This is a genomic window from Nocardioidaceae bacterium, from assembly GCA_018672315.1.
Lineage (GTDB): Bacteria > Actinomycetota > Actinomycetes > Propionibacteriales > Nocardioidaceae > TYQ2.
Genome location: CP076053.1, coordinates 1,140,376 through 1,163,121, shown reverse-complemented (window position 1 = coordinate 1,163,121; position 22,746 = coordinate 1,140,376). Strand labels below are relative to the sequence as shown.

The following is a 22,746-nucleotide window of genomic DNA, read 5'->3' as shown; positions in this document are numbered from 1 at the left end:
GTGATGACCCTCGGCGCGTACGAGGTCGGACGATGGCTGCAGCGACGCACCGGCGGCCACGCCCTGGCGCAGCCGGTGCTCGTGGCCATCGTTCTCGTCGGCGCCGTGCTGCTGCTCACCGGCACCTCCTACGACGACTACCTCTCCGGCGCCTCGTTGATCGCCTTCCTGCTGGGACCGGCGACCGTGGCCCTCGCCCTGCCGCTGCACCGTGAGATGGCCCGCGTACGCCGCGCCGCCCCCGCCGTGCTCTGTGCCGTGGCCGCCGGCGCCGTGACCAGCGTCGTCACCGCCATCCTGGTGACCCAGTTGCTCGGTGCCCCCCAGGAGGTGGCCGCGGCCGCGTCTGCCAAGGCCACCACCACCCCCGTCGCGATCGCCCTGTCGGCGGAGGTCGGCGGCATCCCCGCGCTGGCGGCGGTGCTCGCCATCACCGCCGGCATCATGGGCGCGGTCGCCGCACCGGCGCTCCTGACGCTCCTGCGCATCCGCGACGCCCGTGCGCGAGGCCTCGCGATGGGCGCGGTCTCGCACGGCATCGGCACCTCCCGCTCGCTCGCGGAAGGACGCACCGAAGGCGCCTTCAGCGGACTCTCGATGGGCCTCACCGCGCTGGCGACGGCAGCCGTGCTGCCGCCTCTCGCCGGGCTGCTGCTGCGGTGACCCGCACCGGTTTCGCGCGAGGCGGGGGGCCTGTGTATGGTTCTTCTCCGCACGCCCCTTTAGCTCAGTCGGCAGAGCGTCTCCATGGTAAGGAGAAGGTCTACGGTTCGATTCCGTAAAGGGGCTCTGGTGATGTCCACGGGGCCCACGGGCCGCGAGACGTCTCCCTGTGGCGGGGTAGCTCAGGTGGTTAGAGCACACGGCTCATAATCGTGGTGTCGCGGGTTCGAGTCCCGCCCCCGCTACTCCTCATCCGTTTGATCCACCGGCGCCACCAGCGCCACACCGACCTGCGAAAGCCGAGGCACCCGTGGCCAGCAAGAGCTCCGACGTCCGCCCGAAGATCACGCTCGCCTGCACCGAGTGCAAGGAGCGCAACTACATCACCAAGAAGAACCGGCGCAACGACCCGGACCGCCTGGAGATGAGCAAGTTCTGCCCGCGCTGCCGCACGCACCAGCCGCACCGCGAGACGCGCTGAGCGCGCACGCCGACCACCGACAGGCGGTCTCCCCGACCCGGGGGGACCGCCTGTCGTCGTCTCCCGCAGATGCGCCTGGTCCCGCCGGTAACGTCGCCACCGTGTCCGAGCACGAGGCGCCGCGGCTGGCGCACCTGACGACCCTGCGGGTGGGTGGGCCGGCGCGACGACACATACGCGCCGAGACGGTCGACGAGCTCGTCGCGGCGGTCCGCGAGGCCGACGATGCCGGTGAGCCCGTGCTGGTCCTCGGCGGGGGCAGCAACCTGCTCGTCGCGGACGAGGGCGTGCCCGGTGTCGTCGTGCAGGTCGCGACCAGCGGCGTACGCCCCGACCCCGAGAGCCTCTCGGACCTGTGCGGCGGCGTCATGGTGACGGTCGCCGCAGGTGAGTCCTGGGACGCCTTCGTCGAGGTCGCGGTGACGCTGGGCTGGGTCGGGGTCGAGGCCCTGAGCGGCATCCCCGGGTCCGTCGGCGCGACGCCGGTGCAGAACGTCGGCGCGTACGGCCAGGAGGTCTCCGACACCGTCGCGAGGGTGCGCACGTGGGACCGCGTCGAGGGACGCGAGCGCACGTTCGCCGCCGCGGACTGCGGCTTCGGCTACCGCACCAGCAGGTTCAAGAGGGAGCCCGGGCGCTGGGTGGTGCTCGAGGTGACCTTCCAGCTCGAGGTGGGTGACCTCGGACGTCCGGTGCGGTACGGGGAGCTCGCCCGCCGGCTCGGGGTGGAGGCCCAGCAGCGCCCGCCGCTGGCCGACGTCCGCGAGGCGGTGCTGGCGCTGCGCGCGGGCAAGGGCATGGTGCTGGACGACGACGACCCCGACACCTGGTCGGCGGGCTCGTTCTTCACCAACCCGGTGCTCGAGGCCGACGAGGCGGCCCGGCTGCCCGAGGACGCCCCGCGGTTCGAGCAGCCCGATGGCACCGTGAAGACCTCGGCTGCCTGGCTGATCGAGCACGCCGGCTTCGCCAAGGGCTGGGGTGGTCACCTCACCGAGGGACGTGCCTCGCTGTCGACGAAGCACACGCTGGCGCTCACCAACCGCGACGAGGCGACGGCCGCGGACCTGCTGACCGTCGCGGGCGCCGTCCGCGACGGCGTGCGCGAGGCGTACGGCATCACGCTGGTCAACGAGCCGGTGCTCGTCGGCTGCGAACTCCCTGGCTGAGGCGCACAGTCGTGCTCAGGAGAAGCCGAACGAGGCGATGAGGCCGAAGAAGAGCACGATCGCGATGATGCCGAGCGCCAAGAGCACCACGCCGATGATGCCCATGACGTAGCCGGCCATGGCCTGCCCGCGCCCGCCCAGCCGGCCGCCGCTGGCGTCGATCTCCCGGACGGCCTTGCGTCCGATGACCAACGCGAACGGGGAGGCCAGGAGCGGGACGCCGCACACGAGCCCGCCGATCAGGCTCACGAGACCGAGCACCAGGGCCACGGTCGCCCGGCCGTGGTCCGGCGGCGCGTACCCGCCGTACTGTCCTGGTTGGCCGTAGGGGCCCTGCTGCTGCGGCTGCTGACCGTACTGCTGACCCGGCTGTTGCGCGTGCGAGCTCTCCCAGGACGCGCGCGCCGGGTCCTGCGGCTGCTGGCCCCAGCCCCAGCCGCTCGGCTGGGAGCCCTGCGCGTCGCCGCCGGCCGGCCGGCCACGGCCCTCGTCGTCGTCCCGGCCCGACTGGGGCGGGCGGAAGGGGTCGTCGTCGCCGGTGCTGCTCATCGTGTCCTCACGGCAGAACTGTGCCACGCGCGAGTCCCGCGCGGGCGGATCACGACAGGAGTGGGTGAGATCAGGACGGTGGGGCGGCGAGCCAGGCGTCGATGTCCGCGTACGCCGTCCGCCTGCGCTCCTGCGACGCCCGCGAGGCACGCCAGGACATCCGGGCCAGCTCGGCGAGCGTGGCGTCGTCGAGGTCGTGGGCGGCACGCATGGTGGCGTACTGCGCGGCCAACCGCGACCCGAAGAGAAGCGGGTCGTCCGCGCCGAGCGCGACCGTGGCGCCTGCCTCGAGCAGCATCGGCAGCGGCACGGAGGTGAGGTCGGAGTAGACGCCGAGCGCGACATTGCTGGTGGGGCACACCTCGAACGCGACGCCACGCTCGACGGCCCGGGCGAGCAGGGCCGGGTCCTCGACGGTGCGTACGCCGTGCCCCAGTCGGTCGGCGCCCAGCTCCTCGAGGGCCACGCGGACGCTGGCCGGCCCGACGAGCTCGCCCGCGTGCGGCATCGCTGCGAGTCCCGCCCGCTCGGCGATGGCGAAGGCCGGCGCGAAGTCGACGGTGACGCCTCGCCGCTCGTCGTTGGACAGGCCGAAGCCGACCACCCCGTGCCCGACGTACTGACCGGCGAGGCGGGCCAGCGTCCGCGCGTCCAGCGGGTGCCGGGTGCGGTTCGCGGCGATGACGACCGCGACCTCGCACCCCGTCGCGGCGTACGCCGCACGCGCCGCGTCGAGCACCAGCTCGGTGAAGGCGGTGATTCCCCCGAACAGCGCGGCGTAACCGGACGGGTCGACCTGGATCTCCAGCCACTCACCGCCGTCGGCCGCGTCGTCCTCGGCGGCCTCCACCAGCAGCCGGTACACGTCCTCGCGACGCTGCAGCACCGACCTGGCGACGTCGTAGAGACGCTGGAACCGGAACCACCCGCGCTCGTCGGTGGCGATGAGCTGCGGCGGCCACTCCTCGGTCAGGGCCGGCGGCAGCCGGATGCCCTCCCGCTCAGCCAGCTCGAGCAGCGTGGCGTGCCGCATCGACCCCGTGAAGTGCAGGTGCAGGTGCGCCTTGGGCAGCGTCTCCAGCGGCCTGCGCCCGGGGGGAGCCGGTGGGGGTGGCGCCAGCAGGTCGGGCGCGGGACGGTCCGGTGCGGCGCCCACGGACCTCAGCCCAGCAGCTTCTGCAGGCGGCCCACGCCCTCCTCGAGGTCGGCGTCACCCAGGGCGTACGACAGGCGCAGGTAGCCCGGCGAGCCGAAGGCCTCGCCCGGCACGACGGCGACCTCCGCCTTCTCCAGGATGATCTCGGCCAGCTCCGCGGTGGTCGAGGCGGTCGATCCGTCGATGTCGCGGCCCAGGAGTCCCTTGACGTCGGGGTAGGCGTAGAACGCGCCCAGCGGTGTCGGGCACTCGACGCCGTCGATCTCGTTGAGCATCCGCACGATCGTCCGCCGACGGCGGTCGAACGCGGTCTTCATCTCCTCGACCGCGTCGAGGTCGCCCTCGACCGCGGTCAGCGCGGCGACCTGGGAGACGTTGGCGACGTTGGAGGTCGCGTGGCTCTGCAGGTTCGCGGCGGCCTTCACCACATCGGTGGGGGCGATGATCCAACCCACGCGCCAGCCGGTCATGGCGTACGTCTTGGCCACCCCGTTGACGATGATGCAGCGCTCGCGCAGCTCGGGACAGATCACCGGCAGCGACGCGGTCTCGACGCCGTCGTAGAGCAGGTGCTCGTAGATCTCGTCGGTCAGCACCCACAGCCCGTGGGAGTCGGCCCACTGCCCGATGGCGCGCAGCTCCTCGGTGGTGTATACGGCGCCGGTGGGGTTGGAGGGGGAGTTGACCAGCAGCACCTTGGTCTTCTCGGTGCGCGCGGCCTCGAGCTGGTCGACGGTGACCTTGTAGTCCTGGTCGGCCTCGGCCAGCACCTCGACCGCCACGCCGCCGGCGAGACGGATCGACTCGGGGTAGGTCGTCCAGTACGGCGCGGGCACGATGACCTCGTCGCCGGGGTCGAGAACGGTCGCGAACGCCTCCTGGATGGCCTGCTTGCCGCCGTTGGTCACGAGCACCTCGGCGGCGGTGACCTTCAGCCCGGAGTCGCGCTCGGTCTTCGCGGCGATCGCCTGGCGCAGCTCGGGGAGCCCGCCGGCGGGGGTGTAGCGGTGGTTGCGCGGGTCGCGGCAGGCGTCGGCGGCGGCGTCCACGACGTACGACGGGGTCGGGAAGTCCGGTTCGCCCGCACCGAAGCCGATGACGGGCCGTCCCTCGGCCTTGAGCGCCTTGGCCTTGGCGTCGACCTTGAGGGTCGCCGACTCCGAGATGCCGCCGACGAGGGCGGAGACCCGGGCGCGTGAGGTGCTGGACGAGGCGGAGCTGGAGGTCATGGACCCATCGTAGGGTGGTCACTGCCGGGCGGGAGGCCGGTGCCGGGTCGGCGCGGATTGGCCTGCGCACGTCGCGACGCGTAGACTCCGCCACGGTGGCGACCACCGTTGGTCGCCATGCCCGGAGCGCACCGCCAGCACGTGCGGCGCGACCCGACCTAGGGCACTAGCTCAACTGGCAGAGCATCGGTCTCCAAAACCGAAGGTTGGGGGTTCAAGTCCCTCGTGCCCTGCAAGGACCAGCAAGCGGGCTCCGCCGGAGCCCGCACGCGCCGCACCGGCGCGTGATCCAGACCCGAGCAGGAGATGACCCGGCCCCCGGCCGGTGAGGAGGCAGGAGTCGTGTCGGACACCCGTACGCCGGACGCCCGCGCCGAGGAGCCCCGCACCACCCCCGCCACCTTCTTGCGACAGGTGGTCGCCGAGCTCCGCAAGGTCGTCTACCCGACCCAGGCGCAGCTGGTCACCTACTTCATCGTCGTCATGGTCTTCGTGGTCGTGGTGATGACGCTGGTGGCGCTGCTGGACCTGGGATTCGGACGGGCCGCGTTCGCGATCTTCGCCTGATCCACCCGTCGGACCGGGGCCCGGCCCCGTCCGACGTCGTCACCAGCACCCGCCGTCGCGGGTCGTACCGCCCAGCAACCGAGGGGAACATCCAGTGTCCGAGCAGCCCGAGGAGACCAGCCCGTCCACCGAGACGGCGTCGATCGAAGACGAGGTCGCTGGTCAGTCCGCGCTCGAGGCCACCGAGGTCATGGACCTCGACGAGGCCCGCGGGGCCTCCGACGTCGACGAGCCGGCCGAGGCCGTCGTCGACGCCGTGGAGGAGGCCGAGGAGGACGCCGAGGTCGACCCGCTCGAGGCCTTCCGCGAGGAGCTCATGGCCAAGCCCGGCGACTGGTTCGTCGTGCACACCTACTCCGGCATGGAGAACCGGGTGAAGGCCAACCTGGAGAACCGCACCACCTCGCTGAACATGGAGGACTACATCCACGAGGTCGTGGTCCCCACCGAGGAGGTCGCCGAGATCAAGAACGGCCAGCGCAAGATGGTCAAGCGCACCGTTCTCCCCGGCTACGTGCTGGTGCGCATGGACCTGACCGACGAGTCCTGGGCGGCCGTACGCCACACCCCGTCGGTCACCGGCTTCGTCGGCCACAGCCACCAGCCGGTGCCGCTGTCGCTGCGCGAGGTCGAGAACATGCTGGCCCCCACCGTCGTGGCCGCCGCCGAGTCGGCGCGTGCCGCCGCGGCTCCGGCCGGCTCCGCCGCAGCCACGCCGGCCCGCAAGCCGGTCGAGGTCGTCGACTTCGCGGTGCAGGACTCCGTCATGGTCGTCGACGGACCGTTCGCGACGCTCCACGCCACGATCACCGAGATCAACGCCGACACCCAGCGGGTGAAGGCCCTGGTCGAGATCTTCGGCCGGGAGACCCCGGTCGAGCTCAGCTTCAACCAGATCCAGAAGGTCTGAGCGGCTGGGCCCGGGTCGGCGTCACCAGCCGGCGACGACCCGCTCATCCATTCGAGCAACACACGTAAGGACCCCGCATGCCCCCCAAGAAGAAGAAGATCGCTGCCCTGGTGAAGGTGCAGCTGCAGGCCGGCGCGGCCACGCCGGCCCCGCCCGTCGGTACGGCCCTCGGCCCCCACGGCGTGAACATCATGGAGTTCTGCAAGGCCTACAACGCCGCCACCGAGCAGATGCGCGGCAACGTGATCCCGGTCGAGATCACGATCTACGAGGACCGCTCCTTCAGCTTCGTCACCAAGACGCCGCCGGCGGCCGAGCTGATCAAGAAGGCCGCAGGCCTGTCCAAGGGCTCCTCGGTGCCCAACAAGGACAAGGTCGGCAAGCTGACCTCGGACCAGATCCGTGAGATCGCCACCACCAAGATGCCGGACCTGAACGCCAACGACATCGACCAGGCGATGAAGATCGTCGCGGGCACCGCCCGCTCGATGGGCATCACGACCGACTGAGAAACCCCCAGTGGGAGGGCCGCGCTGGCCCACACCACGACTGGCACACCTGACACGAGCAGACAGAGAAGAGACCAGACATGCAGCGCAGCAAGGGCTACCGCAAGGCAGCGGAGCAGTTCGACGCCGACGAGCTCCACACCCCCCTGAAGGCGATCACCGTCGCCAAGACGGGCGCGTCGAAGAAGTTCGACGAGACCGTGGACGTCGCCATGCGGCTCGGCGTCGACCCCCGCAAGGCGGACCAGATGGTCCGCGGCACCGTCAACCTGCCGCACGGCACCGGCAAGACCGCCAGGGTCCTGGTCTTCGCCGTCGCCGACAAGGCAGACGCCGCACGGGAGGCGGGCGCCGACTTCGTCGGTGGCGACGAGATGATCGAGCGGGTGTCGGGCGGCTGGCTCGACTTCGACGCCGTCGTCGCGACCCCGGACATGATGGGCAAGGTCGGTCGCCTCGGTCGCGTCCTCGGCCCGCGCGGCCTGATGCCGAACCCGAAGACGGGCACGGTGACCCCGGACCCGGCCAAGGCCGTGACCGACATCAAGGGCGGCAAGATCGAGTTCCGCGTCGACCGCCACGCCAACCTGCACTTCATCATCGGCAAGTCCTCCTTCTCCGAGGCCCAGCTCGCCGAGAACTACGCGGTGGCTCTCGAGGAGGTCCTGCGTCTGAAGCCGGCCAGCTCCAAGGGCCGCTACCTGCGCAAGGTGACCTTCTCGACGACCATGGGCCCCGGCATCCAGGTCGACCCGAACCGCACGCGCAACGTCGCCTCCGACGAGGACGTCGCCTCGGCCTGAGGCGTACGCACCGTCGCGACCGCACCGAGCCCGTCCCGCTGGTGCAGCGGGGCGGGCTCGTGTGGTCCACGGCGCAGCATGTGCCCGGAGGCCCGGGGGTAGCCAACAGGCATGTCCTCAGGTCGGCTGGAGCGCGCACTCTTCGACCGGCTCGTCGAGGACCCGGATCGCGACGGGGGCCTGGACGAGACGGCACGCGCCGCGGAGCCGGCCAACTTCCTGCGACACGGGGGGTCGCTGGCCTCGACGAAGCTCGCTGACGGCCTGCTCGACCCCAAGCTCGTCCTCAGCTGGCTCGTGACCAACCTCGGTGCCTCCGGGGTGCTGGTCGGCCTCCTGGTGCCGATCCGCGAGGCCGGCGCCCTGCTCCCGCAGCTGGTCACCGCTCCGCGGATCCACGCGATGGCCCGCCGCAAGTGGGCGTGGGCCGGCGGCTCCTTCGTGCAGGGCCTGGCCGCCGTGGGCATCGCCGTGGCGGCGTTGACCCTCGAGGGCGACGCCGCCGGCGTCGCGATCTGCGTGCTGCTCGGCGTCCTGGCGATTGCTCGGTCGGTCTGCTCGGTCAGCCACAAGGACGTGCTCGGCAAGACCGTGGGGTCCTCGCGCCGCGGGTCGGTGACGGGGTTCGCCTCCTCGGTCGCCTCGGCCGGTGTGGTGGTCTTCGCGATCGTGCTGCTGGTCGGCACGCTCGACCGCTTCGCGGTCGTCGTCGTCGCGCTCGTGCTGGCCGCGGCCGGGTGGCTGTTCGCAGCCGCCTTCTTCGCCACGATCACCGAGGAGCCGACGCCGCGCGAGCACGGCGGCACACCGTGGGGACAGCTGCGGCTGCTGAGGCAGGATCCCCAGCTGGTCCGGATGATCGTCGTCCGCGGCCTGCTGACGGCCACGGCACTCGCCCCGCCGTACCTGGTGCTGCTCGGCTCCTCCGACGCCGAGGACCTGGCCAACCTCGGAGGTCTCGTCCTCGCCTCCGCCGCGGCGTCCCTGCTCAGCTCCTACGTGTGGGGTCGCCTCTCGGACCACTCCAGCCGTGCCGTGCTCGAGCGGTCCGGTCTCGCGGCCGCGGTGGCCCTCGTGGCGGCGCTCGCGCTCCAGGCAGCCGGGCTGGCGACCACGGTGTGGGCGATGCCGGTGGCGCTCTTCGGACTCATGATCAGCTACCACGGCGTACGCGTGGGTCGGTCCACCTACCTGGTCGACATGGCGCCGGAGGACCAGCGCCCGGCGTACACGGCGGTCGCGAACACCGTGATCGGCGTGATCCTGCTGGTCGTCGGTGCGCTGGGAGCGGCCTTCGCCGCCATCGGCGCGGCCGCGACCATCGGCATCTTCGCCGGCATGTGCGTCCTCGCAGCAGTCCTGAGCCGCGGGCTCGACGAGGTCGAGGTGCTCGCCCCCGAGGCCCGCTCGGCCTGATTTGGTGCGGAGCGCCCACCCCGCGTACGCTGACCAGCTGTAACCACAGACCGCTGGTCTCCGGAGCTCCGGACGAAGGTCTGCCGCCCGGCGACGGGCAGCAGCAGCCAGCGCAGGTGACAGTCGGTCGGACCGTCCACACACGTGGACGTCATCCTCACGCCTCTGCGCCTGCGCAGGGGCGTTTCTTCGTCTCGGGCCCCGGTGCACCGAGGTCGAGGCGCCTCCCACCGGGCGGCGCCTGGTTCCGAACCGACCGAGAAGGAGACCCATGGCGCGGCCAGACAAGCAAGCCGCCGTGAAGGAGATCGCGGACTCGTTCGCGGACTCCTCGGGCGCCGTGCTGACCGAGTACCGCGGGCTCACCGTGTCGCAGCTGCAGCAGCTGCGACGGAGCCTGGGCGAGCACGCCTCGTACGCCGTGGTCAAGAACACGCTCACCAAGATCGCCGCCCGTGAGGCCGGGGTCGACGGTGTCGACGACCTGCTCACCGGCCCGACCGCCATCGCCTTCATCAACGGCGACCTGGTCGAGGCGGCGAAGGGTCTGCGTGACTTCGCGAAGGAGAACCCGGCTCTCGTCATCAAGGGCGGCGTCATCGACGGCGCCCCGGTGGACGCGGCCGAGCTCGCCAAGATCGCCGACCTGGAGAGCCGCGAGGTCCTCCTGGGCAAGATGGCCGGCGCCATGCTGGCGTCGCTGAGCCAGGCGGTCTACCTCATCAACGCCCCGCTCGCGCAGACCGCGCGTCTCGCGGCGGCGCTGCAGGCCAAGGCCGAGGCGGACCCGTCCGTCCTCGCCGGAGGCGCTGGCGAGGCGACCGACGCGGAGTGACCAGCCGGGTCCCCCCGGACCCGCCGGTCCTCGTGACCACCTGCACCACCACTGACCGACCCGTCGGGCCGACCGGACCGACGGCATGTTCCACGACATGGAAGGAGCCGCCACCATGGCGAAGCTCAGCAACGACGAGCTCCTCGACGCGTTCAAGGAGATGACCCTTCTCGAGCTCAGCGAGTTCGTGAAGCAGTTCGAGGAGACCTTCGGCGTCACCGCGGCCGCCCCCGTGGCCGCCGCTGCCGCCCCGGCCGCCGGTGGCGGCGACGCCGGTGGCGCGGCCGCCGAGGAGCAGGACGAGTTCGACGTCGTCCTCGAGGCCGCCGGTGACAAGAAGATCAACGTCATCAAGGAGGTGCGCGCCCTCACCTCGCTCGGCCTGAAGGAGGCCAAGGAGCTGGTGGAGTCCGCCCCCAAGGCGATCCTGGAGAAGGTCGCCAAGGACGCGGCCGACAAGGCCAAGGAGCAGCTCGAGGGTGCCGGCGCGACCGTCACCGTCAAGTGACCTCTGCCTGACCTGCACCACCTCGCACGACGGCGCGACGGCCGACCCCCGACCGGGGGTCGGCCGTCGCTCGTTTTGTCTCGATTTGCCCCCGGCTAGCAGATCGTGCGGCGTACGTCACAGGTGGCCTGTACCATTCCTCACCTGGGCTTCGAGATCACGCCGAGGTGTCGAACGGGTCAGTTCCTCGCGAAGGGATGACGACGTCGCCGCTTTGTCGTAACTTTCTCGAAGCACTTACCCGCGGGTAGGGCGGGTCCGCGCGGGGTGCGCGGCTCAGCCGTGCTCGAGCACGTCCGAATCGGAAGGGGTCCCGCATGGGCACCGAGATCCAGGTCAACCACCTGACCAAGTCCTTCGGCAAGCAGCTGATCTGGGGCGACGTGACCCTGACGATCCCCGCCGGGGAGATCTGCGTGATGCTCGGCCCCTCCGGCACGGGCAAGTCCGTGTTCCTCAAGACGCTGATCGGCCTGCTGAAGCCCGACCGCGGCGAGATCATCATCCAGGGCACCGACATCGCGTCCTGTCCCGAGGACGAGCTGTACGAGATCCGCAAGCTCTTCGGCGTGCTGTTCCAGGACGGCGCGATGTTCGGCTCGATGAACCTCTACGACAACATCGCCTTCCCCCTGCGCGAGCACACGAAGAAGTCCGAGTCCGAGGTCCGCGACATCGTCATGGAGAAGCTCGACCTCGTCGGCCTCATCGGCACCGAGGACAAGCTGCCGGGCGAGATCTCCGGCGGCATGCGCAAGCGGGCCGGCCTGGCGCGCGCACTGGTGCTTGACCCCGAGATCGTCCTCTTCGACGAGCCGGACTCCGGCCTCGACCCGGTGCGCTCGGCCTTCCTCAACCAGCTGATCGTCGACCTCAACGCCCAGATCGACGCGACGTTCCTGATCGTGACCCACGACATCAACACCGCGCGCACCGTGCCCGACAACATCGGCCTGCTCTACCACAAGCACCTCGCGATGTTCGGGCCCCGCGAGATGCTCCTGAGCTCCGAGGAGCCTGTCGTCAGGCAGTTCCTGAACGCTCAGCGCATCGGTCCGATCGGCATGTCCGAGGAGAAGGACGACGACGAGCTCGAGGCCGAGTCCGGCCAGGAGCTCCCGCCCCTGCCCCCGATCCCCGTGCAGCTCGAGCCCTCCAACGGCATCCGTCGTCGGTCGCAGCGCGACCCCGGCGCCTGGTGCGCGGCGAATGGCGTCACGCCGCCTCCCGGCTCCTTCGAGCCGAACATGACGATGGTGAACTGAGTTGGCCTCGACCGCCACCCGCGTCCTGGCGCCCGTCGGGACCGCGGGCAAGCTCTTCGCCTTCGGGCTGGACGTGACCCGCAACATCTTCAAGCGGCCCTTCCAGCTGCGTGAGTTCCTGCAGCAGGCGTGGTTCATCGCCTCGGTGACGATCATCCCGACGGCGCTGGTCGCCATCCCCTTCGGCGCGGTCATCGCGTTGCAGGTGGGTGGCCTGATCAAGCAGTTCGGAGCCCAGTCGTTCACGGGTTCGGCGGCGGTGCTCGCGGTGGTGCGAGAAGCCGGGCCCATCGCGACAGCCCTCCTCGTGGCGGGCGCGGGAGGGTCGGCCATCGCCGCCGACCTCGGCGCTCGCAAGATCCGCGAGGAGCTCGACGCGATGATGGTGCTCGGCATCGACCCCATCCAGCGGCTCGTCGTCCCCCGGGTGCTCGCCGCGGTCATGGTCGCGGTCTTCCTGAACGGCCTCGTCAGCGTCGTCGGCATCGCCGGCGGATACGTCTTCAACGTGGTGCTCCAGGACGGCACGCCGGGCGCCTACCTCGCGAGCTTCACCGCGCTGGCGCAGCTGCCCGACCTGTACCAGGGCTTCATCAAGGCGATCTTCTTCGGCTTCATCGCTGCGATCGTCGCCGCGTACAAGGGCATGAACGCGGCCGGCGGGCCGAAGGGTGTCGGTGACGCGGTGAACGAGTCGGTGGTCATCACCTTCATGCTGCTGTTCGTCGTGAACTTCATCCTGTCCGCCGTGTACTTCCAGCTCGTCCCACCGAAGACAGGGTGACGTCGTGGCAAGCGTGAAGGCCGTCTACCAGAAGCCGCTCGGGGTGCTCGACAACCTCGGTGCGGAGCTCAGCTTCTTCATCCGCGCGCTCGCGTGGAGCCCGCGCACGATCCGCCGGTACAAGAAGGAGATCATGCGGCTCCTGGCCGAGGTGACCCTCGGCTCGGGGGCGCTGTCGGTCATCGGCGGCACCGTCGGTGTGATCACCGGTCTCGCGTTCTTCACCGGCACCGAGGTCGGCCTGCAGGGGTATGCCGCGCTGAACCAGATCGGCACCTCGGCCTTCACCGGGTTCGTCTCGGCGTACTTCAACACCCGGGAGATCGCCCCGCTGGTCGCCGGCATCGCCCTGGCGGCGACCGTCGGCTGCGGTTTCACCGCCCAGCTCGGCGCGATGCGCATCTCCGAGGAGATCGACGCCCTGGAGGTCATGGCGATCCCCTCGATCCCCTTCCTCGTGACCTCCCGCATCCTGGCGGGTCTGGTCGCCGTCGTCCCCCTGTACGTCGTGGGCCTGATGTCCTCGTACTTCGCGACGCGACTCACCGTGACGCAGTTCTTCGGGCAGAGCGCGGGCACCTACGACCACTACTTCAACCAGTTCCTGCCACCCGGCGACGTGCTGTGGTCCTTCGGCAAGGTGCTGGTCTTCGCCGTCGTCGTGATCCTCGTGCACTGCTACTACGGCTACACCGCCTCGGGCGGTCCCGCAGGTGTGGGCATCGCCGTGGGCAGCGCAGTCCGACTGTCGATCGTCGCGATCAACGTCATCGACCTGTTCCTCTCCATGGCGATCTGGGGAGCGAGCACCACCGTGAGGTTGGCGGGATGAAGTCATTCTTCGGCAAGATCTTCGGCAACCGCGTCCTCGGCGCGGCGTACATCCTGGCGCTCGTGGCGGGCGTCTACCTGACGTACGCGATCTTCACCAAGCAGTTCACCGCCTACGACGAGGTGACGCTGAAGGCGGAGAGCGCCGGTCTGCAGCTCCCGAGCCGGGCGGACGTCAAGCTGCGTGGCAAGTTCGTCGGTGAAGTCCTCGAGGTCAAGGGCACGAACGAGGGCGCCACCATCACCCTCGGCATGTACCCGGACGAGATCGACAAGGTCCCGGCCGACGTGCAGGGGGCGCTCCTCCCGAAGACGCTGTTCGGCGAGAAGTTCGTCGACCTGCAGGTCACCGACGGTCTCGGTGGCCCGTCGCTGCAGGCGGGCGACACCATCCAGCAGGCGAAGCTGCCCACCGAGATCGAGGACGTCCTCGAGTCGGTGTTCCCGCTGCTGCGCACCGTCGAGCCCGCGCAGATCAACTTCACCCTCAACGCGCTGGCCACGGCCCTGGAGGGTCGTGGCGAGATGATCGGCGAGGGTCTGGTCACCGCGAACACCTACCTGACCCGCCTGAACCCCGAGTTGCCCCAGGCCATCGAGGACCTCCGGCTCCTCGACGGCACGGCCGACGTGTACGCCGGCATCGCGCCCCAGCTGGGCACCATCCTGCGCAACACGGTCCTCACGACGGGCACCCTCGAGGAGCGCGAGCAGCAGCTGCAGGCGACCTTGGACCAGGTGGCCGAGCTCTCCGGCACGACGCGCACCTTCCTCGACGAGAACGGCGAGAACCTCATCACGACGGCTCGTCTGGGCCGTCGCCAGACCGACCTGCTCGCGTTCTACTCGCCCGAGTTCCAGTGCCTGCTGCGAGGGCTCACCAAGCAGACGCCGATGCTCGGCGAGGCGTTCCGCAACAACACCCTGCACATCAACCTCGAGCTGCTGCCGAACCAGCCGCGGGGCTACACCACGGGCGACCGCGCGACCTTCGGAGCTCGCCAGAAGCCGACGCCCGACGTGATCCAGCTGTGCAACCGGGCTGTCGACGGCGCGTTCTCCCAGTCCAACCTGATCCCGCGCAGCCAGATCCCCGACTTCGACGACGGCGTGAACGACGCGTCGCTCGGCAAGCGCGCCGCGGTGTCGTTCCAGGAGCGCTTCAACTCCTCCTCGGACCTCGCGGAGCTATGGGACGTCCCCCTGTCTCGAGGCGGTTCGTGATGACGTCCACCAACCGCGGAGACGTGCAGGTCGTCCCGCCCGTCCTCGTCCCGGCCGTCACGGAGGTGAGCTGAGTGAAGCTCGACAAGGCGACACTCGCCGACCTGGTCAAGCTCCTGATCTTCATGATCGTGACGATCCTGGCGACCGGTCTGCTGGCTGTCACGATCGGCAACATCAGCTTCCGTGACACCCGGGAGTTCAAGGCCGTCTTCGAGGACGTCACCGGCGTCGTGAGCGGTGACGACGTCCGCATCGCGGGCGTCCGTGTCGGCACGGTCTCGGGCACCGAGATCATCGACCGCGACAAGGCCCTGGTCACCTTCAGCGTCGCCAAGACCGCGCCGATGACCGACACCACCAACGTCCAGATCCGGTACCGCACGCTCGTCGGCCAGCGCTACATCGCGCTGACCAAGGGGTCGGACGCAGGGCAGCCGCTCGAGGCCGGGTCGACGGTGCCGATGTCCCGCACCTCGCCCGCTCTCGACCTGACGGTGCTCTTCAACGGCTTCAAGCCGCTGTTCGCGGCGCTGAACCCCGACGACGTGAACGAGCTGTCGATGAACGTCATCCAGGTGCTCCAGGGTGAGGGCGGCACGGTCGAGAGCCTGTTGAGCAACACCGCCGGCATCACCAACGAGCTGGCCTCACGCGACCAGCTCATCGGTGACCTCATCGCGAACCTCAACGAGACCCTGCGCACCGTCGGTGACCGAGACCAGCAGCTCGACAACCTGCTCACGCGGCTGCGCGAGCTCGTGACGGGACTGAACTCCGACAAGCAAGCCATCCTCGGCTCGCTGAACTCGATCTCCGACCTCACCGACGAGACCGCCGACCTGGTCACGGGCATCCGGCAGCCGCTGATCGCCGACGTCAAGCAGCTGCGCGGTCTCGCGGCCACTCTCCGACGCAACTCCGGCGAGATCGACCGCACCCTGCAGGTGATGCCGATCAAGCTGCAGAAGATCGGGCGTACGGCGATCTACGGCTCCTTCTTCAACTTCTACCTCTGCCGCTTCACCGGCAACGTGAAGCTGCCCGGCAACAACGCCGTGCCGATCGACTACAACATCAACGCGGAGAGGTGTGACCTCTGATGGCCAAGCCCTTCCGGCAGCGCAATCCCGTCACCATCGGGGCGATCTCCATCGCGGTGCTCCTCGCGCTGATGATCACCGCCTTCAACGCCAACAAGCTGCCCCTGGTGGGCGGTGGCGACGTCTACTACGCCGACTTCACCGAGGCGGGCGGCCTCAGCTCCGGCGACGAGGTCCGCGTCGCGGGCGTCCGGGTCGGCAAGGTCACCGGCATCGAGCTCATGGGTGACCGTGTCCGGGCCGAGTTCCGCGTCGACAGCTCCTCGGGCTTCGGTCAGCAGACCGGCGCCGAGATACGCGTGAAGACCTTGCTCGGCGCGACCTTCATGATGCTGACCCCCGAGGGCTCGGGCGAGCTCGCGACCGACGCCGTCATCCCCGTCACGCGCACCTCGTCGCCCTACAACATCATCGAGGCGTTCGAGGGTCTGGCCGAGACCTCGGAGGCGATCGACCGCGACAACCTCGCGGAGTCGCTGACCACGCTCGCGCAGGTCACCGAGGACACGCCCGAGGAGTTCCGCAGCGCGCTGGACGGGCTCTCCGCGCTGTCGATCAACGTGGCGAAGCGAGACGAGGAGCTCAACGCGCTGCTCAACAACCTCGACGAGGTATCCACCGTCCTGGCCAACCAGGGCGACAACCTCATCACGCTGATGGAGGAGGGCGATGAGCTCTTCCGCGCGCTCGTCCGCCGGCGCGAGGCCATCAACCGGCTGCTCGTCTCCACCACCCAGTTCTCCCAGGAGCTGACGATCCTGGTGCGTCAGTCGCGCGCCGACCTGAAGCCGGCGCTGGACAACCTCGACGCCGTGGTCCGCAACCTCCTCGAGAACCAGGGCAACCTCGAGCGCACCCTGCGGCTGATGGAGCCGTTCTACCGGGTGTTCGGCAACACGCTGGGCAGCGGACCGTGGTTCGACACGATCATCCAGAACTTCCCGCTGGCGGTGCCTTCGATCGAGGGCACGATCGGCGAGATCCTCGGGAGGCAGAACCGATGAAGCTCCCCAACCTCTCGACGCTGCTCACCGGTGCGATCGCGCTGGCGGTCGTGGCGGGTCTCGCGGTCTTCCTCCTGGGCGGCGAGGGCACCAAGACGGCGACGCTGTCCTTCGACCGCGCCATCTCGGTCTACAAGGGTTCCGACATCCGCGTGCTCGGTGTCCCGGTCGGGTCCGTCGACTCCGTCGAACCCAACGGCACGACGGTCAAGGTCGAGGTGTCCTACCCCGAGTCGGTCAAGCTCCCCGAGGACGCGACCGCGGTGATCGTGACCCCGGCCGTCGTCGGCGACCGCTTCATCCAGATGATCCCCGCGTACGACGGCTCCGGTCCGGTGCTGGCCGACGGCGCCCAGCTGGGTGTCGACCGCACCGCCGAGCCGCTCGAGCTCGACGACGTCTACCAGGGCATCGACGACCTGCTCGTCGCCATCGGCCCGCAGGGGGCGAACGCTCCCGGACCGGACGGCGAGGGCCCCCTGTCGAAGCTGCTCGCCAACACGGCCGACAACCTCGCCGGCAACGGCCGCAAGATCAACCAGACCATCACCGACATCACCGGTCTGACCACCACGCTGGACAACAACAAGGACGCGCTCTTCGACACCGTCACGCAGGTGCAGCGGTTCGTGAAGATCCTGGCCGACAACGACGAGACGGTGCGTCAGTTCAACGACTCGCTCCAGGGCGCGGCGGACCTGCTCGAGGGAGAGCGCGACGACCTCGCCGCCACCCTCGACAACCTGGGCACCGCGCTGGTCGAGGTGCGCCGATTCGTGCAGGACAACCGCGGGTCGCTGTCGAGCAACATCGACAGCCTCCAGCGACTGACGCGGATCCTGGTCAACGAGCGGGAGTCCCTGGACTCGATCCTCACCGACGCCCCCCTGGCGCTGAACAACCTGTACCTCGTCTACAACCCCGCGGCAGGGACGCTCGACACGCGCGCCAACCTGACCCAGCCGTTCAAGATGCTGCTGAACAACCCGATCCAAGGCCTCTGCGGGATCTTGCGCGAGCAGCCCGGCGGGGACCAGCTCTGCAACTCGATCAAGGGGCCGTTGAGCCAGGTGACGGACGCGCTGCCCCTCGACGACGTGTCGCAGCTGCTGCCCCGGGCCGGCGTGGCCGCGCCGGATCGGCCCGACCAGTACGGCGACGCCACGCTCGCCGGGATCATCGGAGGTGGACAGTGAGCGCACGTCCCACACGGAACCGTCGCGGTGTGCGGCGAGGTCTCCGCTCGCTCGCCGTCGGTGCCGCCCTGGCGGTCGGGCTCTCGAGCTGCGGCTTCTCGATCTACGAGGTGCCCCTGCCCGGTGGTGCGGACACCGGCGAGGACCCCATCACCGTCGACGTCGAGTTCCGCGACGCCCTCGACCTGGTGCCGCAGTCCTCTGTCAAGGTCGCCGACATCACCGTCGGCAAGGTCAAGGCCGTCGAGCTGAACGACTGGACCGCCACCGTGACCGTGGAGATCCGCAGGGACACCGACCTCCCCGACAACGCCCTCGGTGAGATCCGACAGACCAGCCTGCTCGGCGAGAAATTCGTCTCGTTGGCTCCGCCGCCGGAGGGTGCGCAGGGCGAACTCGAGACCGGCGACACGATCCCGCTGTCGCAGACCGGTCGCAATCCCGAGGTCGAGGAGGTGCTCGGCGCGCTGTCGCTGATCCTCAACGGCGGTGGAGTCGGACAGCTCAAGACGATCTTCAGCGAGCTGAACATCGCGATGGACGGTCGCCAGCCCCAGATCAAGCAGCTGCTGAGCACCTTCGACCAGTTCGTGGGTCAGCTCAACGATAACCGCGACGACATCGTCACCGCGCTGGAGTCGGTGAACCAGCTCGCCATCTCGCTGAACCAGCAGAAGCCCGCCATCATCAACGCGCTCGAGGAGCTGCCGGCCTCGCTGAACTCGCTCGACGGACAGCGCGACGACATCGTCCGCGTGCTCGAGGCGCTCGACCGCCTCAGCGACGTGGGCGTCCGCGTGATCAACCAGTCGAAGGCCGGCACGATCGCGACCTTGAGGAATCTGCGTCCGGTGCTGACCCAGCTCCGCAAGTCCGGCGACGACTTCCCGCAGGCCATCTCGACAGCGCTGACGTATCCCTTCGTCGACGGGCTCGTGGGACGCAACCCCGCCCAAGCGCGGTCGATCGCATTCGGCGACTACGTCAACCTCGACATCCAGCTCGACCTGGACTACTCCAACCTCGTGGTCCCGGACCTCCCGCCGACGGGCGTGCCCGAGATCGACGAGCCCGTCTCCGAGGTCGTGGCCTGTCTGCAGAGCGGCCTCCTCAGCGGGGGTGGCCTCTCCGAAGCTTGCGCCGATCTCGGCCCGAACCAGATCGACAGGGTCTGTGAGCGGGTCGGTGGGCGCGACAACCCCCTGTGCGCGACTCTTCGCGGCATCGGCGACGGGCTCGGCGATGTCCTGGAGGACCCGGGCGGTGCCGTGAACGAGACCCTCAGCCCGATCCGTCGCTGCATCCGCAACGGCGACCCGACCTCCCGCGCGTGTGAGGACCTGGCACCCAAGCAGATCCGCAAGATCTGCAACCGTGTGTCCGGCCCCAACGGCAACGGTTCCCGCAACCCGCTGTGCGCCGGCCTGCTCCAGCTGTTCCAGCAGGACAACGACGGCGGCATCCCCGGGATCCTGTCCGGCCTGCTCGGTGGCGGCGGCAACGGCGGCGGCAACGGTGGCGGCGGCAACGGCGGTGGCGGACTCGGCGGCGTGGTCGGTGGACTGCTGCCGCGCGCGGCGACCGGCAGCGTCGACACCGACCCCACGCCACAGTCCGACCTGGCGTTCCTTCTGATGTGGGGAGTGGACAACCCGTGATCACCCAGCGCACCAAGGTCCAGCTCTTGATCTTCGTGATCATCTCGCTGCTGGGCGTGACCTTCGTCGGCGCCCGCTACGCGCAGCTCGACCGGCTGTTCATGACGACCACCTACCCGGTGACCGCACACTTCGCGGACTCCGGGGGCGCCTTCGAGGGCGCCGAGGTGACCTACCGCGGTGTGACCATCGGCGATGTCAAGGCCATGAACCTGGTGCCCGGCGGCATCGACATCGTGCTCGACATCGAAGACGGTTACGACGACATCCCGGCGAACTCACGTGCCCTGATCGGCAGCCGCTCCGCAGTCGGCGAGCAGTACGTCGAGCTGCAGCCGCAGTCCGACGGCGGACCGTTCCTGGAGGCCGGGTCGGAGATCCCCCGCGCCATGACCGCGCTGCCCATCTCGACCACGAAGCTCCTCGAGGACGTCGTCACCACGGTCGACAGCGTCGACAAACAGGACCTCCGCCAGACGGTCATGGAGGCAGGTGACGCCTTCGAGGGGACCGGACCGGACCTCGGCCGGATCATCGAGACGTCCTCGTCCTTCATCGACACCGCGAACGCCAACTTCGAGGTCACCCGCGCGCTGATCAACACCTCCGACACGGTGCTGTCCACGCAGATCGACAAGCGGTCGGCGATCCGGTCCTTCGCGAACGACCTCGCCGCCTTCTCCACCACCCTGGCGGACTCCGACGACGACCTGCGTCAGGTCATCAACAACGGCTCGGCCACCTCGAGGCAGTTGCGCACGTTCATCGAGAACAACCAGCAGCAGCTCGGCCAGCTGCTGAACAACCTGGTGACGACCGGACGCACCGTCGTGCAGAACATCGACGGGGTCGAGCAGCTCCTCGTAATCTTCCCCTACGTCGTGGCGGGCGGCTTCACCGTCGTCGAGGAGGACCCCAACTCCGGTCTGAGCGACGCTCACTTCGGGCTCGTCCTGACACAGCAGTCGCCCGTCTGCGAGCAGGGCTACAACGCCCGCGTCCGGGCGCCCCAGGAGGTCGGCGACGCCCCCATGGACTTCAACGCGCGGTGCTCGGCGCCCCCGTCCGTCAACCCTCGCGGCACCCAGAACGCGCCGCGTGCGGCGTTCGCCGGCGAGCGGTCGCCGGTCATCGGGTCGTTCAACAGCGAGACCGGAGAGCTCACCATGGGCGACGAGATGTCGGACCGGACCCCGAAGAGCGTCCCCGTCGACCAGCGCTCGGACCTGCAGAGCCTGCTGTCCTGGCCCGTGGGTCAGTGAGGCGCCGCCCGAGGAAGGGGACCAGCCCGACGACGCCGGAGACCGACCGAGGTCCCCGTGTTGCGCGCTGGCCCTGGATCCTGGCGTTCGGGGTGGTCGCCGTCGCCCTGGTCGTCGGAGCGACCGTCGCGGTGCTGTCGTTCCGCACCGTCTCGCAGGTCGAGGAGATCGCCGCGGGTCGGGAGGCGTCCTCGCAGGTCGCCACCCAGTTCGTCCGCCGGGCCAACAACTTCTCCAGCGACCGGTCCCAGGCGTACGAGGCCTCGGTGGTCCCGCTGCTGACCACCTCCTACGCCCAGGAGTGGCGCGGCCGGGTGGCCGAGCTCGAGGCGTACCAGCAGGAGGACGCCGTGGTGACCTCCGAGGCACAGGTCACCGGCACCGCGGTGGTGACCGGTGACGCGGACTCCGCAACGGTGCTCGTCGTCGCCGACACCTCGGTGGAGGTCGTCGGCTCACCGCTGCTCGGCGCCCTGCGCTGGGAGGTGGACCTGTTCGAGGTCGACGGCGAGTGGCGCGTCAACGACTACCGTCGCGTCGGCCCCGGCGGGGTGGTCTCGTGAGGAGGCGCGCCAACGCCGCGGAGCCGACCCGGGACGCGTACGACGTGCTGGACGTGCCGCGCTCCGCGACGCCCGAGGAGGTCCGGGCGGCCTGGTCCTCCCGCGTCACGGCCCTGGACCCCTCGAAGGACAGCGCCACCCTGGTCGAGCTGAACGCTGCGGCCGAGACGCTGCTCGACCCGACGCGCCGCGCGACGCTCGACCGCGAGCTCGAGGCGCGCGAGGCGGCAGAGACGGCCGCGGCAGCCGCGGCGCAGGACCCGGCCACGGAGCCGTCGGGGAAGCAGGCCGCGCGCCGTCCCAGGCGCCGTCTCCTCGGCACGGGCGCCGGGCTGGTGCTGCTGGTGGCGCTCAGTGTCGCTGCGACGGTGGCGCTGGTCCTCGCGGTGCTGCTCGGGCAGCAGGCGGAGGACGCGCAGGCGCTCGAGGAAGCCTGGGAGGTCGTGCCCGCCACCGCGACGCAGGCGGCCGAGGCGGTGCTCGGCTACGACTACGAGCAGCTCGACGCCGATGCACAGGCGGCCCGCCAGTGGCTGACGCCCGCCTACCGCCGCGAGTACGACGCGCAGTTCCAGCAGCTGGAGGAGTCGGCCGTCGAGCAGGAGGTGCGGGTGGCGGCCCAGGCGTACGCGGCGGGCATCGTCGCCATCACACCGCTCGAGGACGGCGCCCCGCAGGAGGCGTCCGTGCTGCTGTTCGTCGACCAGACCCGCACCGTCGCCGGCGAGGAGGAGCTGCCCGTCGCCAACCGTGTGCGCTTCGACATGGTGCAGCGCGACGGACGCTGGCTGATCGACGACATCGTGACGCTGGACAACCTGTAGGCCCCGCGGCGCCGTCGAACGCCGCGTCGTGAGGGGTGTGGACACGGCGGGCCGGGGCAGGGTGCTTGACGCGGACCCGCCCCGCACGCATCCTTGAGCGAGGACGAGCTTCTGCGGCGTTGATTTATGCTGCGCTCGTGCGTTAGGTTGTGTCTTTGCGCCCTCCCTCAAATGCTCTCCTGTCTGTCAGGTGACGGGACTGTGGTGGGTCGGCGCCTCTCGAGCATTCCTCTGGAA

The 22,746-nt window shown here is 69.9% G+C and carries 24 protein-coding genes and 3 tRNA genes; 24 read left to right on the top strand and 3 right to left on the bottom strand.

Features of this window, described 5'->3' with window-relative positions; all coding sequences use genetic code 11:
- The first annotated feature begins 3 nt into the window (after positions 1-3).
- The 5 genes from KLP28_05440 to KLP28_05420 all read left to right on the top strand — a co-directional run bounded on the left by KLP28_05440 (position 4) and on the right by KLP28_05420 (position 2,313).
- Complete coding sequence (locus KLP28_05440; GenBank protein QWC86823.1) at positions 4-663, top strand: LrgB family protein; 660 nt, start codon at positions 4-6, stop codon at positions 661-663.
- A 53-nt stretch (positions 664-716) separates the two neighbouring features.
- Positions 717-789: transfer RNA gene (locus KLP28_05435), tRNA-Thr, on the top strand.
- 45 nt (positions 790-834) lie between these two features.
- Positions 835-908, top strand: a tRNA-Met gene (locus KLP28_05430).
- Positions 909-973: 65 nt separating this feature from the next.
- Positions 974-1,144, top strand: a complete 171-nt coding sequence (gene rpmG, locus KLP28_05425) for a 50S ribosomal protein L33 (GenBank protein QWC86153.1) — start codon at positions 974-976, stop codon at positions 1,142-1,144.
- A 50-nt stretch (positions 1,145-1,194) separates the two neighbouring features.
- Positions 1,195-2,313 carry a UDP-N-acetylmuramate dehydrogenase gene (locus KLP28_05420; protein ID QWC86822.1) on the top strand — a complete coding sequence of 373 codons (1,119 nt, stop codon included), beginning with the start codon at positions 1,195-1,197 and terminating at the stop codon, positions 2,311-2,313.
- A 15-nt stretch (positions 2,314-2,328) separates the two neighbouring features.
- Here KLP28_05420 and KLP28_05415 read toward each other — a convergent pair whose 3' ends face one another.
- The 3 genes from KLP28_05415 to KLP28_05405 all read right to left on the bottom strand — a co-directional run bounded on the left by KLP28_05415 (position 2,329) and on the right by KLP28_05405 (position 5,247).
- A complete protein-coding gene (locus KLP28_05415) occupies positions 2,329-2,862 on the bottom strand; it encodes a DUF4190 domain-containing protein (GenBank protein QWC86152.1) in 534 nt (177 codons plus the stop codon).
- A 70-nt stretch (positions 2,863-2,932) separates the two neighbouring features.
- A complete protein-coding gene (locus KLP28_05410; GenBank protein ID QWC86821.1) occupies positions 2,933-3,943 on the bottom strand; it encodes an adenosine deaminase in 1,011 nt (336 codons plus the stop codon).
- 80 nt (positions 3,944-4,023) lie between these two features.
- The gene (locus KLP28_05405; GenBank protein QWC86151.1) at positions 4,024-5,247 is read right to left on the bottom strand and encodes a pyridoxal phosphate-dependent aminotransferase; all 1,224 of its coding nucleotides are present in this window, start codon (positions 5,245-5,247) and stop codon (positions 4,024-4,026) included.
- Positions 5,248-5,407: 160 nt separating this feature from the next.
- Between KLP28_05405 and KLP28_05400 the strand changes: the two genes are divergently transcribed.
- From KLP28_05400 to KLP28_05310, 19 genes are all read left to right on the top strand, one after another.
- Positions 5,408-5,480, top strand: a tRNA-Trp gene (locus KLP28_05400).
- Positions 5,481-5,553: 73 nt separating this feature from the next.
- A complete protein-coding gene (gene secE / locus KLP28_05395) occupies positions 5,554-5,814 on the top strand; it encodes a preprotein translocase subunit SecE (protein QWC86150.1) in 261 nt (86 codons plus the stop codon).
- A 142-nt stretch (positions 5,815-5,956) separates the two neighbouring features.
- The gene (gene nusG, locus KLP28_05390) at positions 5,957-6,724 is read left to right on the top strand and encodes a transcription termination/antitermination protein NusG (GenBank protein QWC86820.1); all 768 of its coding nucleotides are present in this window, start codon (positions 5,957-5,959) and stop codon (positions 6,722-6,724) included.
- 77 nt (positions 6,725-6,801) lie between these two features.
- A complete protein-coding gene (gene rplK, locus KLP28_05385; protein ID QWC86149.1) occupies positions 6,802-7,233 on the top strand; it encodes a 50S ribosomal protein L11 in 432 nt (143 codons plus the stop codon).
- A gap of 80 nt (positions 7,234-7,313) precedes the next feature.
- Positions 7,314-8,036, top strand: coding sequence for a 50S ribosomal protein L1 (gene rplA / locus KLP28_05380; GenBank protein ID QWC86148.1), 723 nt, complete (start codon positions 7,314-7,316; stop codon positions 8,034-8,036).
- 111 nt (positions 8,037-8,147) lie between these two features.
- Positions 8,148-9,452 carry a hypothetical protein gene (locus KLP28_05375; GenBank protein QWC86147.1) on the top strand — a complete coding sequence of 435 codons (1,305 nt, stop codon included), beginning with the start codon at positions 8,148-8,150 and terminating at the stop codon, positions 9,450-9,452.
- A gap of 271 nt (positions 9,453-9,723) precedes the next feature.
- A complete protein-coding gene (gene rplJ / locus KLP28_05370) occupies positions 9,724-10,287 on the top strand; it encodes a 50S ribosomal protein L10 (GenBank protein ID QWC86146.1) in 564 nt (187 codons plus the stop codon).
- Between the two features lie 115 nt (positions 10,288-10,402).
- Positions 10,403-10,795: a 50S ribosomal protein L7/L12 gene (gene rplL / locus KLP28_05365; protein ID QWC86145.1), complete on the top strand. Its 393-nt coding sequence runs from the start codon at positions 10,403-10,405 to the stop codon at positions 10,793-10,795.
- Between the two features lie 317 nt (positions 10,796-11,112).
- The gene (locus KLP28_05360; GenBank protein ID QWC86144.1) at positions 11,113-12,060 is read left to right on the top strand and encodes an ATP-binding cassette domain-containing protein; all 948 of its coding nucleotides are present in this window, start codon (positions 11,113-11,115) and stop codon (positions 12,058-12,060) included.
- A 1-nt stretch (position 12,061) separates the two neighbouring features.
- A complete protein-coding gene (locus KLP28_05355; protein QWC86143.1) occupies positions 12,062-12,844 on the top strand; it encodes an ABC transporter permease in 783 nt (260 codons plus the stop codon).
- Between the two features lie 4 nt (positions 12,845-12,848).
- Positions 12,849-13,676 (top strand): ABC transporter permease, encoded by an 828-nt coding sequence (locus tag KLP28_05350; GenBank protein ID QWC86142.1) that lies wholly within the window; start codon positions 12,849-12,851, stop codon positions 13,674-13,676.
- Positions 13,673-14,899 (top strand): MCE family protein, encoded by a 1,227-nt coding sequence (locus tag KLP28_05345; protein ID QWC86141.1) that lies wholly within the window; start codon positions 13,673-13,675, stop codon positions 14,897-14,899. Before KLP28_05350 ends, KLP28_05345 begins: the two co-directional genes overlap by 4 nt.
- A 74-nt stretch (positions 14,900-14,973) precedes the next feature.
- On the top strand, positions 14,974-16,002 hold the full coding sequence (locus tag KLP28_05340; protein ID QWC86140.1) for an MCE family protein: 1,029 nt from the start codon (positions 14,974-14,976) through the stop codon (positions 16,000-16,002).
- A complete protein-coding gene (locus tag KLP28_05335; GenBank protein QWC86139.1) occupies positions 16,002-17,006 on the top strand; it encodes an MCE family protein in 1,005 nt (334 codons plus the stop codon). Before KLP28_05340 ends, KLP28_05335 begins: the two co-directional genes overlap by 1 nt.
- A complete protein-coding gene (locus tag KLP28_05330; GenBank protein QWC86138.1) occupies positions 17,003-18,202 on the top strand; it encodes an MCE family protein in 1,200 nt (399 codons plus the stop codon). Before KLP28_05335 ends, KLP28_05330 begins: the two co-directional genes overlap by 4 nt.
- A 29-nt stretch (positions 18,203-18,231) precedes the next feature.
- Complete coding sequence (locus tag KLP28_05325; protein QWC86137.1) at positions 18,232-19,860, top strand: MCE family protein; 1,629 nt, start codon at positions 18,232-18,234, stop codon at positions 19,858-19,860.
- Positions 19,857-21,122 (top strand): MCE family protein, encoded by a 1,266-nt coding sequence (locus KLP28_05320; GenBank protein QWC86136.1) that lies wholly within the window; start codon positions 19,857-19,859, stop codon positions 21,120-21,122. Before KLP28_05325 ends, KLP28_05320 begins: the two co-directional genes overlap by 4 nt.
- A gap of 92 nt (positions 21,123-21,214) precedes the next feature.
- Positions 21,215-21,685, top strand: a complete 471-nt coding sequence (locus KLP28_05315) for a hypothetical protein (protein QWC86135.1) — start codon at positions 21,215-21,217, stop codon at positions 21,683-21,685.
- Positions 21,682-22,509, top strand: a complete 828-nt coding sequence (locus KLP28_05310; protein QWC86134.1) for a hypothetical protein — start codon at positions 21,682-21,684, stop codon at positions 22,507-22,509. The genes KLP28_05315 and KLP28_05310 overlap by 4 nt, the downstream gene beginning before the upstream one ends.
- Positions 22,510-22,746 lie beyond the last annotated feature (237 nt).

Coding starts and splice junctions, on each gene's coding strand:
- KLP28_05360 (QWC86144.1), top strand. CDS start 11,113: ATGGGCACCGAGATCCAGGTCAACCACCTGACCAAGTCCTTCGGCAAG.
- KLP28_05440 (QWC86823.1), top strand. CDS start 4: ATGACCCTCGGCGCGTACGAGGTCGGACGATGGCTGCAGCGACGCACC.
- KLP28_05375 (QWC86147.1), top strand. CDS start 8,148: ATGTCCTCAGGTCGGCTGGAGCGCGCACTCTTCGACCGGCTCGTCGAG.
- KLP28_05405 (QWC86151.1), bottom strand. CDS start 5,247: ATGACCTCCAGCTCCGCCTCGTCCAGCACCTCACGCGCCCGGGTCTCC.
- KLP28_05415 (QWC86152.1), bottom strand. CDS start 2,862: ATGAGCAGCACCGGCGACGACGACCCCTTCCGCCCGCCCCAGTCGGGC.
- rplA (QWC86148.1), top strand. CDS start 7,314: ATGCAGCGCAGCAAGGGCTACCGCAAGGCAGCGGAGCAGTTCGACGCC.
- KLP28_05330 (QWC86138.1), top strand. CDS start 17,003: ATGAAGCTCCCCAACCTCTCGACGCTGCTCACCGGTGCGATCGCGCTG.
- KLP28_05335 (QWC86139.1), top strand. CDS start 16,002: ATGGCCAAGCCCTTCCGGCAGCGCAATCCCGTCACCATCGGGGCGATC.
- secE (QWC86150.1), top strand. CDS start 5,554: ATGACCCGGCCCCCGGCCGGTGAGGAGGCAGGAGTCGTGTCGGACACC.
- rplL (QWC86145.1), top strand. CDS start 10,403: ATGGCGAAGCTCAGCAACGACGAGCTCCTCGACGCGTTCAAGGAGATG.
- rplJ (QWC86146.1), top strand. CDS start 9,724: ATGGCGCGGCCAGACAAGCAAGCCGCCGTGAAGGAGATCGCGGACTCG.
- rplK (QWC86149.1), top strand. CDS start 6,802: ATGCCCCCCAAGAAGAAGAAGATCGCTGCCCTGGTGAAGGTGCAGCTG.
- KLP28_05345 (QWC86141.1), top strand. CDS start 13,673: ATGAAGTCATTCTTCGGCAAGATCTTCGGCAACCGCGTCCTCGGCGCG.